Here is a 13,841-nt window from a genome sequence, read left to right as displayed (position 1 = left end):
AGGGATGCTGTCCCTGGAGGGACAGCATGCTTACATTCCCTCAGTCAGATAGCTGGATCGAGTGGCAGGGGGCGTGAGTCAGGATTTCCATTTTACCTTCCGAACCCCGGACATAGGCTTTCCATCGCGTCCCTTTGTCCACATCACAGTGTGCTCAGCATAGGTCAAAACCACGCCCGCACGCCCACCATGAATCGAATTTGACTCGGGTTTCCCCCCTCTTGGCGCACAAGCGTGGCCGTCTCGCCAAAACTCCGATCGAGAGAGATGCCGACATAGGGGGCAAACTCGCGCCGGATTTCATAGCGCAGCCGAACCCCAAATTCCAGGTTGTTGAGACCTGAGCCCGTCGTGAACTCCTCGACTCGTTGTATAGCGGCGTTGGTTTCCAAGCGGGTCTGGAGGATCAGTCGTTCCGTCAGCAACAGATCCTTGGTCAAGGTCAGACGCGCAGACACGGCGCCGTTTTGATCGATGAATGCAGTGGCCTCCAATGCATAGTTGTACGGTACGATTCCCTCGATCCCGATCACGCCGAACCCACGGGTCACGTTGCGTCCGCGGAACGTTTGCGTCTCGACGCGTGGGCCGATCTGAAAATCGTAATATTTCTGAATGAACCGGCCATACAGCAGTTGAAAGTCCACATCGTAGTCTGCTTTGAAGGCGGTACCGCGCTGCCCTTCGCTTTTGAACCAGAGTCGGTTATAGTCTCCGCCGTACCAGCCCTCGACATCCCACCGGTAGTCGCTCGTACTTTCACCTCCCCCTGTTTTTGGACGGAATTCGAGGACGTCGACGAGGGTGAACAGATGGTGCTCCTCATCGTTGACGGGTGGAGGCCAGTCCTGTTGCGGCAATACATTCGGTCGCGTCCGATCCCGTCCGGTGGAAGCGTTGCTGCTCAGCGATTCACTCGTAGCGGTGAAACGGCGAGGAGCCTTTGAAGAGGTGTTATTGGTCCCTTCTGACCACGTTACATGGGGGGAGGGGTCGAAGGTCGATTGCGCCCCGATGCCTCTTGCGCCGATACCTTGGCCCACTAAGCAGAGCAGAAACACGGCGAGGAAGCTCGCAGACAATCTGCCAGGAGGACATGATCCGGTCACTCTGACACCTCGACGACGCGGAACATCCCGGCCTCCATATGAAGCAGCAGGTGACAATGAAACGCCCAGCGTCCCGATGCGTCCGCGCTGATGGCGACGGACAGCCGCTCGGCCGGCTTCACGATGACCGTATGTTTTCGCGGAAGATACGCTCCGGCGCCGTTTTCCAGGTGCATCCACATGCCATGCAAATGGAGCGGATGCTCCATCATGGTATCGTTCACGAAGGTCAAGCGCACCCGCTCGCCGTAGCGAAAGCGAATCGGCGCTTTTTCATCCGAATACTTCTTGCCATCGAAGGACCACATGTAGCGCTCCATCTGGCCCGTGAGGTGGAGTTCAATCTCGCGCTCCGGTTCCCGTTGGTCCGGATAGGGCGCCAGGCTTTTCAAATCGGTGTAAAGCAGCACCCGCCGCGCACTGCCTTCCAGTCCTCTCCCTGGTTCCCCCATCCGGTTCTGCGAATATTCGGCGACCACTTGATTGCCGGTGCCGTGATCGTCGGGGCCATGCTTGACAGGTTCGGCGCCAGGCATCTTCGAGCGATCTTGATCGCCCGTCCCCATATCCGGCGTATCCTGCATGCCTGGCATGGGCTGCATGCCCGGACCATGCTCCATGTGCGGATTGTCATTAGACGGCTTCCTGCTCGGCCTGTCGCCGGCCGTGGCCAGGCCAGGCATCTTCATGCCGCTGCCATTCAGGTTCTGTTTCATACCTGGCATATCCATGCCCTCCATCGCCATACCTGCCATGTTCATCCCCATGTCTTCCATCGTGCGGAGCGGTCTGGGCCGACGTGCAGGGATCTCCCCACTCATGCCCGCTTGCGGTGCAAGGGTCCCGCGCGCATAGCCGCTGCGGTCCATCGTCTCCGCAAAGATGGTGTAGGCGCGATCCTCGACGGGTTCGACGATCACATCGTAGGTTTCCGCCGGTCCCATGCGAATCTCATCCACCACGACGGGTTGCACATTCTGCCCATCCGCTTGGACGACCGTCATGGTGAGCCCCGGGATGCGCACGTCTAAAAAGCTCATGGCAGCCGCGACGATGAAGCGCAGCCGCACCCGATCGCCTGGACGAAACAACCCCGTCCAGTTGCCGGTGGGCGACAAGCCGTTCATCAGATAGGTGTACGTGTAGCCGGTGACATCTGCAAAGTCCGTCGGGTCCATCCGCATCCGGTCCCAGCTCAAGTAGTCCCTCAGTGTCGGTAGCCAACCGGACCGTGCCACATCCGAGAAGAACTCGCGCGCGGCGCGCTTCTGGAAGTTATAGTAGCCGGGGAGCTTTTTGAGATGGGCAAGCAGGGCTTCGGGTGATTCAAAACTCCAATCCGACAGCATCACCACATAATCACGCTCATAACGAAACGGCTCCGGCTCGACGGGGTCGATGATCATCGGCGCGTACATGCCCAAGAGCTCTTGGCCGCCCGAGTGACTATGACACCAATAGGTGCCACTCTGGCGCACCGGGAACTGATACGTAAAGGTGGTGCCCGGCTTGATGCCGCCGAAGCTCACCCCGGGCACGCCGTCCATGTCGGGCGGCAGGAGCAACCCGTGCCAATGAATCGATGTGATCTCCTCCAAACGGTTTGTGACGCGTAGCGTGGCCTGTTGACCTTCTTTCAGCCGGATCACGGGACCCGGGATCGTCCCATTGATCGTGATGGCCGGCGCGGTCCGGCCGTCCAGGCGAAACGGAGTCTCGGCGATGGTTAAATCAATGACCGTTCCGCTCAACGGCAAGCTGTGCGCCGCACCGTTCGTCGCGCTGGCCCATGCAGAGGATGGAACGAGATGTTCCACCGCGGCCAGCAGCCCCAACGCCCCCGCGCGTTGCAGGAACACACGCCGCGTCACACTGTGATCGTGGATGTCCATGGTGATGTTTCCTTTTTCTTCTTCTCGAGGGGTACCCTCACGCTTGTCCTGTACCGTATCCGCCCTTCACTCGCTCTTCTTTCATTTCGCGCATGAGAAAATAGTTGAGTCCGGTGCGGATCACCACGATGGCGCCCAACTTGCCGATTTGGTCCCAGCTCGGTGCAATCGCCGTCGAGAGGATGTCCGCGGCCAGTTCAAACTCAATCGCGAGTGCCAGATAACGCGCCAAGGTCAGCCGGACCTCGACGTAATGTTCGGGCCGTTGCAAAGCAAGCGCGCGTCCAAAACCGTAGATCGCCACAATGACGCCGACCGCAATCACGAGAGCGCCCATTGTTTCTACGGCGAGCCGCAGCCACTGCACCAGGGTAACAATGGTGCCTTCAACCGCTTCCATGTCATTGGTGCCTTCTTCTGCAATGCTCCGTCATGCGCCAAATCCCGACGCTCCATCGATGAGGCTTGTCGTCGTATCAACAGCCCAGTTGGATTGGTTCATGCCATGTGCCGGGTGGGAGGTGACGCATCAATCAGCACCTGAAAATCTTGCCCCTCCCATCCCTCTTGCCACAACAACGTAAACACGATGCGGGTGCGGGCCGAGAGTTGGGCCGACGGCAAATCTCCAAACCAGCACCCGAGTCCCGCCTCCCGCGTGTCCAGATCATTCGCCGTCACCCATCCATCAACGCTCCAATGAATCGTCGCTGCCTTTTCGGTGATAATGCGGAGCGTGTTCCCTTGGGCGATCCGTTGCGGCTGATGCGCGAGTGTCCACATGTCAATGGTGCTGCTTGTCCCGGCCTTGGCATAACGCTGATACACCGGCTCGATGCGGTCAAAGCACACCCCGTCCTTGTGACTGCGCACCAGGGTCACATACTCCGCGTGCGCCCAACACAGCGGCATGGCCGACCCGGTCGGGCGACCGCGTTTCATCGTTCCCTCCGGCAAATCATCGGCGTCCCAGAGCTGTTCCGGTAACATGCCGCCCTCGTTGGCGAATGTTTCCATCGCGTCGATGAACGGCAACGGATCGCGTCCAGCGGCCAGCTCATAATGACCACGTTCGCCCGTCAGAATCGGCCAGCAGCGACCTTCACCCGTCCCGTCGTAGGCGCTGCCGTCGGGCTTCTGGCCATAGCCATCGTGATTGTAGCGCCGCCAGCACGGGCCTTGAGGCAGATCGCGTTTGAGCACGTGATCGATCACCGCGAGGGAATCGACGATCAGCGGGTCGTCTGCAGCACGAACCCCCAGCCGGACAAGGTGGAGAAAATCGCCGCTGACAATGTTGCGCGCCGGATGTGTGCCGCCACCGTTCGCTATGACAATCTCCGCCTCATCCTGGTCAGGCGAAGCCACGGCGTGTTTCGGATCGGCCGGCGTGATGCGGACGTAGTGTCGCGGTGTGCCCTTCACGAGTTCGCCGCGGGTCGTGACGGTCCATTCCTCTAAATGGGCCACCAGCCAGTCGGCATAATCGAGCAAAAAGTCCGCCGCGCATGTGTCTTTTCTGCCGCGGGAAAATTCCGCCGCACACACCACGCTCGCGATGATGGTCGCCAGCGTCGAAGGCGAGTAACCGGAGTTCTCCTCCCACCGTTCCTGCGAAGTCACCGGTCCGTGCAGGATCACATACCGCGCGGCGCGCGAGACCAGCGGCCACGGATCGAATTGCCGGAGTGCGGCCGCCTGCTGCACACGCCAGGCGAGCAGAATCGGCCCCGCCACTTCATCCAGTTGAATCCCGTGCCAGTACGCCTCGCCGGCGATCGAACTGTTTTGCGGCAAGCTGCCATCGGCTGCCTGGACACACGCAAGCCAGATCAGCGCGCGCAATGGCGACTCGGTCTGCCCGCAGGCCAGCAGCGCCGTGGCGGTTTGCACCATGTCGCGCGTCCAGACCAGATGATACCCGCCGCGATCGCTGTCGTCCTTCGTCTCGCCCCAGGGAATGCTCAGCGACGCCACGAACGCGCCCTGGAACGTCTTATCTTCATGCGCCAGTAACACACATTGACTCACGCGCATCAGTGACCCGCCGTCTTTGGTGTGCGTGCTCAAATCGACCTCGGCACGAGTGCGCTGCCATTGGCTGATATACTTCTCGCGCTGGTCGGCGAACGGGGTGGCGAACGCTTGCAAGAGGTGGGCTGATGCACTGTGCCGAGTGCGCCCGAAACCCACGCCCAGCGTGAACTCCATTCCATCCGATAAATCGATCTCCCCGATCAACGCGATGTTGCCGTCCTCGGCCTGTTCGAATTCCCAATCCATTGTGAAGTTGTCCATCAAGTCCTGCCAGCCATCGCTGAATCCGACGTAGCCGACGGAGCGCCTAGTGAAATCGGGCGTACAACCGAACGACAGATCAATGTCTTCTCGTTGCACGTCGAAGAGTTTCCGGCCATCCAATCCACACCACCAGGCCGAGTTATTCTTGCCCGTGCCTTTCATGTGAGGGGCGAGCAACGCATAGAGACGGAGTTTGCCGCGCAGCTTCGGGTCCAAGACGTCCAGCCGCGTGTGCATCAACAACACCGACGAGTGCGGGTCCACGACGATTTCTTTGACGAGGCGATAGCGGCCCTCGCGGTCGGAGTTGGTGAGGCGATACAACAACGCGTTTGGCTCCGGGTGTTCGGTTTTGTGAAGCAGGTCGCGCCGCTCCTCGTGGCAGAACGATTCGCCGTCCGTGATGAGAAACTGCAAGTCGCGCGTATTGGGCGTATCGACATGGGGAAAATAGATCTCGTTGACGATGCCGTGGCTCAGCGTGAACCAGACGCGGGAACTGCTGTGATACGCCGTGCCGATGCCGTCCTTGGCGCTGGACGTCCAGCGCGGCTCAATCCCTGGCGCCCCAAAGGCAATGCAGTGATTATTCATGGGGCACCATAGGTTGCCATGGGGTATCAGCCGCACTGGGCTGTGCGCCACAGATACCCGCCGTGAGTTTTTCGGTCTCGGACGGTCCCCACGTACCGGTTTCGTATTCATGCACGGGTGTCACCACCCCCAAGATGGGTTGAACGACCGCCCACGCGGCCTCCACGCCGTCTTGACTCGCGAAGAGGGTGCCGTCGCCTACCATGGCGTCGCTCAACAGACGCTCGTAGGCGGCCATCTCATCCCCGCGCGGGTGGTTGACCACTTTGAGTTCCGTCGGATCACCAATCAGTTCATCGCCGGGGCGCTTCACACGGGCGCCGATGGCAATCGTCACGTCGGGGCTCAGCCGGAAGCGCACATAGTTCGCCTGGCCTGGGCACAGGGTGCTGAGTGCGGGTCGTTTGAGCATGACCAGCACCTCGGTCATCGTCGTCGGGAGGCACTTGCCCGCCCGGATGAAGAAGGGCACGCCGTTCCAGCGTGGAGAGTCGATGCGGAGCCGGGCGGCGGCGAATGTTTCGACCATCGAGTCGCGAGCAACGCCGTCCTCCTGGCGGTAGCCACGGAACTGCCCGCGCACCAGGTCCTCGGGGCTGAGCGGGCGGATCATCCTGAACACCTTCATCTGCTCCTCGCGGATCGACTCGTGATTCGTCGTCGTCGGCGACTCCATCGCGAGGAAGCCCACGACCTGGAGCATGTGGTTCTGGATCACGTCACGAATGGCGCCGGACTCCTCGTAGAAACTGCCACGGCTTTCGACGCCAAAGCTCTCGGCCATCGTGATCTGCACGCTCTCGACATAGGTGCGGTTCCAGACCGGCTCGAGGAAGGTGTTCGCGAAGCGGAAGACCAGCAGGTTCTGCACCGGTTCCTTCCCCAGGTAATGGTCGATGCGGAAGACACACGACTCGTCGAAGACCGTGTGGAGCGTCGCGCTGAGCGCCTGCGCGGACGGGAGGTCACGGCCGAAGGGCTTCTCGACGATCACGCGCGCACCGCGGGCGCAGCCCGACTGGCCAAGCCCCTCGACCACCCTCGCGAATAGGCTGGGCGGGATGGCGAGATAGTGCAGCGGATGGGCTGCACCGCCGAGTGCCTGACGGAGCGCGGCGTGGGTGGCCGGATCGCCATAGTCGCCGCTGATGTAGTGGAGCCGCTCCTGAAATTTCGCGAAGACCGCCTCGTCGAAGCCGCCCTGTTTCTCAACACTCGCGCGGGCACGCGCCTGGAACTGCTCGATCGTCCAGTCCGATCTCGCGATCCCGATGACGGGCACTTGGAGATGTCCCCGCCGCTCCATCGCATAGAGAGCGGGAAAAATCTTCTTGTACACGAGGTCGCCGGTGGCTCCGAAGAAGACGAGAGCGTCGGAGTGAGGAATGTGCATACGTGGCTCCCTATTTCGCAGATTTCTCCAGATGGCCGCCGAACCCGAAGCGCATGGCCGAGAGCAGCTTGCCCTGGAAATCCGCCTCGCCGCGGGACGCGAATCGCGCATACAGCGCCGTGGTGAGTACCGGCACCGGCACTCCTTCATCGATGGCGGCTTTGATCGTCCACCGACCTTCGCCGGAGTCCGACACCCGGCCCGCAAATTGCGCGAGGCCGGCATCCTTGGCCAACGCGTCCGCCGTCAAGTCCAGCAGCCACGAGGCGATGACGCTGCCGCGCCGCCACACCTCGGCGATGTCAGCCAGGTTGAGGTCGTATTGATACTGCTCGGGATCGCGGAGAGGCGTCGTTTCGGCGTTGGGGTCCTGTGGTTGCTTGCCGATATTGGCGCCGCGCAAGACGCTGAGCCCTTCAGCATAGGCGGCCATGAGGCCATACTCGATGCCGTTGTGGACCATCTTGACGAAGTGGCCGGCGCCGTTCGGGCCGCAATGCAGGTAGCCTTGCTCGGCAGTGCCGCCGAGCTTCTCGCGTCCGGTTGTGCGCGGAATGTCGCCGATGCCGGGCGCCAGCGTGGCGAGGAGGGGATCGAGATGCTGCACCACGTCTTTCTCGCCGCCGATCATCAGGCAGTAGCCGCGCGTCAATCCCCACACCCCACCGCTCGTGCCCACGTCCATATAATGAATGCCCTTCGGCGCAAGGTCCTTCGCGCGCCGAAGGTCGTCCACGTAGCAGGAATTGCCGCCGTCAATCAGGATGTCCCCGGGCTCCAGCAGCGGAATCAGGTCGGCGATGCACTGGTCCACGACGGCGGCGGGCACCATCAACCACACGGCCCGCGGGTTCTGGAGTTTCGTCACGAGGTCGTCGAGCGAGGAGGCGCCGATGGCCTTCTCCTTGACCAAGTCCTTCACCTTCTGTGGCGACCGATTGAAGACCACGCACTCATGCCCTCCCTTGATCAGCCGTCGCACCATGTTGGCACCCATCCGGCCCAGTCCCACCATTCCGAGTTGTGTTGTTGTGTTTTTTTTCATCACAGCCTTTGCGATGTGTTGAGGTACGTCTCTTACTTGGTCCATGGCCGTTCGCCGTGTCTCTCTCACGAGGGACGGGCCTTCTTCATAGGTCGTCGCACGCCAGTGGCATGTGCCCACAGCCAAAATCCGCCGATGAATGCCTTCGCGTTGTCGCCGGCGCGGCAACCGGGAGGCAGCTTCTTCAGTTTCTTGACATTGTCTCCGCCCAGCACCACGTCGTCGGGTTCGAGGGCGGCGATCAGGCGCTCCACCACGTCCGCGACATGTCGCCGCCATCTTTCTTTGCCGTGCTGCTTCAGTCCGCGAATCCCCACATAATCCTCGTACGTTGCCTTCCTGTAAGGCAGGTGGGCCAGTTCCATGGGCACGACCATGCCCTCCACAATCATGGCGGAGCCCAGGCCGGTTCCCAGGCCCAGGAAGAGCATGGTGCCGCGCTTGTAGTTACCCAAGGCTTGCAGGGCCGCATCATTGATGACCGTGACGGGACGCTTAAACGCGGCGGCGAAATCAAATCCAACCCAGCCCGGCCCGAGGTTGTGCGGTTCCGAAACGGGTCGCCCGTGGACCACAAGGCCCGGATAGCCAATCGACACCACGTCATATTTCCAATCCTTTGCCAGTTTCGTGACGGCCACGACCATCCGCTTGGCCGTCAGCGCCCGTCCGGAAGGAAATTCCCGATGCGTGGTCTTTCCGGACGCAAGGATTCTGACGTGCGTTCCACCTCGATCAATCGCAAGGACATTCATCATCAGATTCTCCAGAGGTGTACGCGATGACCCCTTTCACCTCGCGTGTGAGATGCGCGATCGGCACGCACATGCCGCGCGTGACAAGCCCGGCGCCGAAGATCTCGACACCGAGCGTCACCCAACGCACGACAAATCATTGTGCCTTCGATGGAATCTGGCGTAAGGGTCATGGCTTCTCGGTTCCCCGGCTCCGCGATGTTTATACAAGCCCACAGGGGATGCCCCCCCCGTGCTGCGCCGACACGCCCGTACAGGGGTGTGGTTTCGGCGTCGTCGAATGGCTCGTCGCATTTACCGATGCCGTCGTCCGTTGCTCTACCACTTCTCCAAACCGTGAACGCTGACTGTGCCGCAACAACCGCCCGCCTTGTCCGCAACGGGCAAGCATGTCGCGCGCTGCTCGTGGAGTTTCCGGCGCGCTTCTTCAACCGGCTCGCTCGCCCCACAACAGGCAGACACGGGTCGCATGATTTTCTCGACGCGCACTTCCGACGCGCGCCGGTCATCAGCCGCCCCGCCGCAACACACGTCGCGCTCGGTGACGACGCCGACCAGCTTGAGGTGTTCTGTATCCTCAACCACAGGTGCGCAGCCGCAACCGGAATCACGCATTGCTTGCGCCGCGTGTGCCACCGTATCGTGCGGGGTACAGCATGAGGACGCTTCGATGGGTGTCATCACTTCGCTACAACAACTCATGTGCTTTTCCTCCTTCAGTTTGGGAGATCGAAATTCAGCCGCAGCTCCTGCACGAGATTGATCATGGTGCCTTCGCCTGCGTCCATCTCACTTTCTCCTCCTCTGAAACGCTCCGTCACGCTCCAAACCTCGTGTCGCTCCATCAATGGTGCTTATACCAACCGACGCCTTTGATGTCGTTCCAGGATGTGGTCTGGTGGCAGCGATAACACTGGTTCACTTGAGCAGGCCCGCAGCACTGGGCTACTTGCGCATCTTCCTGCCTGGCAATCCGTTTCGAGATCATGTCGAAGTGCATCATATAGTGACTCGGCGGCGCCTGGTGGCACTGGGCACACTCGACCGACCGCGGAGAGGGATGGCGAAATCCGGCGATGGCCCATTGTGTCGTCCCGTGGCACACCGCGCACTCGCCTCCAAAAAGACCACGGTGGCGGTCTTTGGTGCTGTGGCAGCTCGAACAATTCAATGTCATTTCGAGCGCTGTCACGGGAGGCAGCTTCGGCAGGGAACCCGGCATGGTGACCTGGCGGACCCAGGCCACCAGCTGATCGGCGGCCTGCCTCTGCTCACTATCAGACGCCGATCGCTCCAACTGCTGCAACCCAATTTCCGCTAACTTCACGTGATCCATCCTCGTCAGTCGTGCATACGTGCCCTGATGTTCGATATGGCATTGCGCACAATGGCCGATGTTCACGTGAAACGCGGTGGGTTGACGTTGCAGCAGCGTGTCATTGTTGGCATGGCAGCCGATACATTTCACATCGACCGGTCCTTTCACGGGCGTGTGACAGGCGGCGCAATTGTTGTCGAGCGACGCATGCGCCACCGAGAGGTTCCCCGGGCGCACCTGCCTCTGCCACAGAGCGACGTCGTTGGCTCCCGATTCCCACAGAGCGGCAAGCGCGGCCGCCGTGGCGAAAACGAGGACGAGTAAGAGAATGGATTTCTTCATCTATACGCTCAGCTGAACCACCTGAGTCCGAAATGAATCCCCGACCAGATATGGAGCAGCAGCAGGACATAGAGCACGAAGGATGCTGTTATATGCAGCGTGAGAGATCGGCTAAACCAGCGCTTGAACAACTCGTGCGTGCGGATCGCATATTCCAGGTCCGCTACGCCATCGGCCGTGCGGATGACCTCACCGGCTGGGCCGCCGAAGGGGAGCTCGATTCCCAGCGACGCCAGGCCCGTTGCCAGGACAGGTGTCTTGGGAAGGACTCTCATCTCAGCAGGGGTGTGCTCAAGCACTCCCCACGCACTGTCGAGATCGCCCCTGGCGGTCTGCAGCAGGAGTAATTTGTCTTTGATCTCATGGGCGCAATGCGTGAGCAGATAGCGGACGGCAAACCCGCTCACGACGACGAGCAGCATCACGGCCGTGAGGGCAATTCCCAGCACGCTGTTGAACTTGTGACCCGTGTGAATGATCGCGAGCAGAGGGCCCAAAATGCCGGCGTAGACGTGTAGGGTCAGCAACGACTGCATCGACACGTGCGGTGTAATTCGAGCCTTGAGGAAGCGAATACGCTTGACGATCGGGTACGCGAGCGGGACGAGCATGAGCACGGCCCCCGCGATCCCGAACACGGCCCCCATTCCGCTGCCCGCAAAGCGCGGCGAGCGGTGGAGGAGGAAGCCGAGCCAGGCCAGCAATAAGAGGCCAACGGTGCTGCTGACGACGATGCCTTCACGTTCTTTCATGGCTACGCCTCCACCGTGACTTCGCCCTTCGGCTTGGCCTGGCAGGCAAGAATGATGTTGTTGGCTGTGTCGTCAGCATCGAGCGCGTCCTGCACCGCCATCTCGACCTCGCCGGACGTCAGCTTCACTTTGCACAGGCCGCAGGTGCCCACGCGGCACGAGAAGTCGATTCCGATGCCGAGCTCCTCGGAGAGTTCCAGGATGCTCTGCTTCGGCGGGCTGTCTCCAGTCTGGAGATCCACACGAATGTTGGCCGACTTGTTGTTTTTCGAAAACGTGACGAGCGGGCCGGTCGCGGGGGCAGTGGGTTTGGCGGTGGTCCCCGCGGCGGCCGGGGTGGGCTTGGGTGCGCCGAATGCTTCGGTCTTCACGCGGTCCGGAGGGACTCCGATCTCGGCGAGGAGGGCCTTGGTCGTGTCCATCATCGCTGGCGGCCCACACAGGTGGATCCTCCGCGAAGCCAGATCGGGAACCGTCTGCGTGAGCCATTCCTTCGTGATGCGTCCGCGAGCGCCCTTCCAGTCTGTCCCTTCTGCCTTAGAGATCGTGACCGCGACGCGCAACTTCGGATTCCGGCGCTGAAGCGCGGCGACTTCGTCCGCAAAAATGAAGTCGGCCGGAGTGCGGCACGTGTAGATAAAGAAGATGTCTCCGGCCCATGCCCGCTCCGTGAGATAGCGAGTGATGCTCATCATGGGCGTAATGCCCACGCCGCCGGAGACAAGCACGATACTGTCGGCCTCTGTTCCGGTAAACGTAAATTTTCCGACCGGGCCTCCCGCTTCGATCTGGTCGCCCACCTTGAGCAGATCATTAATGTGACGGGAAACGGCGCCCCGTGGCTCACGCCGCACGGTCAGCTCGACGTAATCCCGCTGCGTCGGGGAGGACGAGATGGAATACGAGCGGTTCATTCTCGCGCCGCCAATCCAGAACGCGACGTTGAGGAACTGACCGGGCACAAACGTGAACGGCAGCAGGCCGTCGTTGGACAAAGGCAGGAGACGAAACGTTTTCACGCTTGGCGTTTCCGTGACGATGCTCCCCACGCGGAGCTGCCCTCGCCAATTCGCAGTCAGGGGAGGCGCGGAGCTCGCGGTCGGAACGGGGATCGCCGATGACTCTTCTCGCGATGGCGCTGATGCCGCGGGCGCGGCAGGCGACGGAGTCGGCGGCGGTGACTTTTCGGCTGGGGGCGCCGCGGGCGAGGGCAGCGAACCTCCGGCAGCAGGTGGGGCTGCAGGCTTTTCCGCCACTTTGGCGAGTTCCTCTTCGGCTCGCACCCAGTCAATTTCGGGAGAGCCCAGAGGCCGCCCTCTCGCTTGCCAGAGTTCATCTGCTCGGCCGGCAATTTTTGCGGCATCTCCGCCACCCGGCGCGGCTGGCGGCGTGGGAGGCGAAGGCGGCGCCGCAGGTGGCGGTGTCCCTCCAGCCTGTGGTTTCCCTCCGGCTGGCGGCGCGGACGGCCCGGGGGCTCCGGCAAGCGGCGGTGACGCGCCGGGCGGCGGCGGCCCCGAGCCGGGATCGAGACGTCCAAAGAGAGCCGCGGCGCGGCGCATCTTGAAGAAGTACATGGCAACCATGGCGAGCGCGAACACGATGAGCAGCCCCATCGTGAAGAGGTGAAATGGCGTAATCCCAAGAAGCGCATGTAGCTCGTCGCGCGGGATGGGAGACGCGAGGTTCATCTCGCGTTTGAACCACTGCAGGGCCACGTTGCGGGTGACCTGCCCCTCGCTCAGCGCTCGGTGCGCCGCCAGCCCGCTTTCAAATTGGGCAAGGCCCTGTCGCATGTGCTCGGTCGCTTGTTGCATGGCCGAGTAGTCATCATCTGAGGTTGCCCCGGCGAGCTTCTCCAAGCCGGACGAGAGACGTGCGGTCCCCGCCTTCATTCGTTCATGCGCCAACTGCTCGACCTCGGCACGCTGTTCGGGCAGCAGATCCGGCACATCCATCAGCAAGGGGTAGAGTTCCTTGGGTGGCGGCGTCCCCATTTTGTTCATCATCTCGTCCATACCACCGCCCATGCCGCCTGGCGGCCCAACGCCAGCGGGCGGCCCCATACGGCCGGGCTCTGGGCCTCCACCGGCCGCGGACTGGTCTCCACCCATACCAGCCCCCATGCCCGGCCCCATCCCCCCGCCCACGCGGCCGCCCGGAGCTACACCCGCCGCATTCCCACCGGCAGCCGGATTGGCTGTGCCCGGTTGAGGATGGTGTTTGGCATGCTCGTCGGGCCCTATCTGGCCGGTGGCGGGCGTGCCCAGCACCAGAATTGTCGCCAGGGTCAGTACGCAAACGTTACGGTGAGGATCCTTCATGGCATCACACGCCTCTGCT

General features: G+C 61.7%; 12 protein-coding genes. All 12 read right to left on the bottom strand.

All coding sequences use genetic code 11. The features are described from left to right. Positions 1-164: 164 nt before the first annotated feature. The 12 genes from NITLEN_RS15490 to NITLEN_RS15440 all read right to left on the bottom strand — a co-directional run bounded on the left by NITLEN_RS15490 (position 165) and on the right by NITLEN_RS15440 (position 13,822). Complete coding sequence (locus NITLEN_RS15490) at positions 165-1,109, bottom strand: copper resistance protein B (RefSeq protein ID WP_219999475.1); 945 nt, start codon at positions 1,107-1,109, stop codon at positions 165-167. After that, positions 1,106-3,001, bottom strand: a complete 1,896-nt coding sequence (locus tag NITLEN_RS15485) for a copper resistance system multicopper oxidase (protein ID WP_121990541.1) — start codon at positions 2,999-3,001, stop codon at positions 1,106-1,108. The genes NITLEN_RS15490 and NITLEN_RS15485 overlap by 4 nt, the downstream gene beginning before the upstream one ends. A 37-nt stretch (positions 3,002-3,038) precedes the next feature. After that, positions 3,039-3,401 carry a DUF1622 domain-containing protein gene (locus NITLEN_RS15480; protein ID WP_121990540.1) on the bottom strand — a complete coding sequence of 121 codons (363 nt, stop codon included), beginning with the start codon at positions 3,399-3,401 and terminating at the stop codon, positions 3,039-3,041. Positions 3,402-3,499: 98 nt separating this feature from the next. Then, positions 3,500-5,896, bottom strand: coding sequence for a glycoside hydrolase family 15 protein (locus tag NITLEN_RS15475; RefSeq protein WP_121990539.1), 2,397 nt, complete (start codon positions 5,894-5,896; stop codon positions 3,500-3,502). Further along, a complete protein-coding gene (gene zwf / locus NITLEN_RS15470; protein WP_121990538.1) occupies positions 5,889-7,289 on the bottom strand; it encodes a glucose-6-phosphate dehydrogenase in 1,401 nt (466 codons plus the stop codon). Before zwf ends, NITLEN_RS15475 begins: the two co-directional genes overlap by 8 nt. A 10-nt stretch (positions 7,290-7,299) precedes the next feature. Next, positions 7,300-8,379 (bottom strand): phosphogluconate dehydrogenase (NAD(+)-dependent, decarboxylating), encoded by a 1,080-nt coding sequence (gene gnd / locus NITLEN_RS15465; protein WP_281267830.1) that lies wholly within the window; start codon positions 8,377-8,379, stop codon positions 7,300-7,302. A gap of 20 nt (positions 8,380-8,399) precedes the next feature. After that, on the bottom strand, positions 8,400-9,092 hold the full coding sequence (locus NITLEN_RS15460; RefSeq protein WP_121990536.1) for an ROK family protein: 693 nt from the start codon (positions 9,090-9,092) through the stop codon (positions 8,400-8,402). Continuing rightward, positions 9,070-9,219, bottom strand: coding sequence for a hypothetical protein (locus NITLEN_RS18215; protein WP_181416912.1), 150 nt, complete (start codon positions 9,217-9,219; stop codon positions 9,070-9,072). The genes NITLEN_RS15460 and NITLEN_RS18215 overlap by 23 nt, the downstream gene beginning before the upstream one ends. A 188-nt stretch (positions 9,220-9,407) precedes the next feature. Continuing rightward, positions 9,408-9,791, bottom strand: coding sequence for a CBS domain-containing protein (locus tag NITLEN_RS15455; RefSeq protein WP_121990535.1), 384 nt, complete (start codon positions 9,789-9,791; stop codon positions 9,408-9,410). A 142-nt stretch (positions 9,792-9,933) separates the two neighbouring features. Continuing rightward, positions 9,934-10,749, bottom strand: coding sequence for a cytochrome c3 family protein (locus NITLEN_RS15450; protein ID WP_121990534.1), 816 nt, complete (start codon positions 10,747-10,749; stop codon positions 9,934-9,936). Between the two features lie 8 nt (positions 10,750-10,757). Further along, entirely contained in the window at positions 10,758-11,501 is a 744-nt protein-coding gene (locus NITLEN_RS15445; RefSeq protein WP_121990533.1) for a hypothetical protein, read from the bottom strand. Between the two features lie 2 nt (positions 11,502-11,503). Beyond that, on the bottom strand, positions 11,504-13,822 hold the full coding sequence (locus NITLEN_RS15440) for a 2Fe-2S iron-sulfur cluster-binding protein (RefSeq protein ID WP_146216222.1): 2,319 nt from the start codon (positions 13,820-13,822) through the stop codon (positions 11,504-11,506). Positions 13,823-13,841: the final 19 nt, after the last annotated feature.

Origin of the sequence: Nitrospira lenta (assembly GCF_900403705.1) — a bacterium.
Taxonomy (GTDB): domain Bacteria; phylum Nitrospirota; class Nitrospiria; order Nitrospirales; family Nitrospiraceae; genus Nitrospira_D; species Nitrospira_D lenta.
This window is presented reverse-complemented; position numbering and strand designations above follow the sequence as displayed.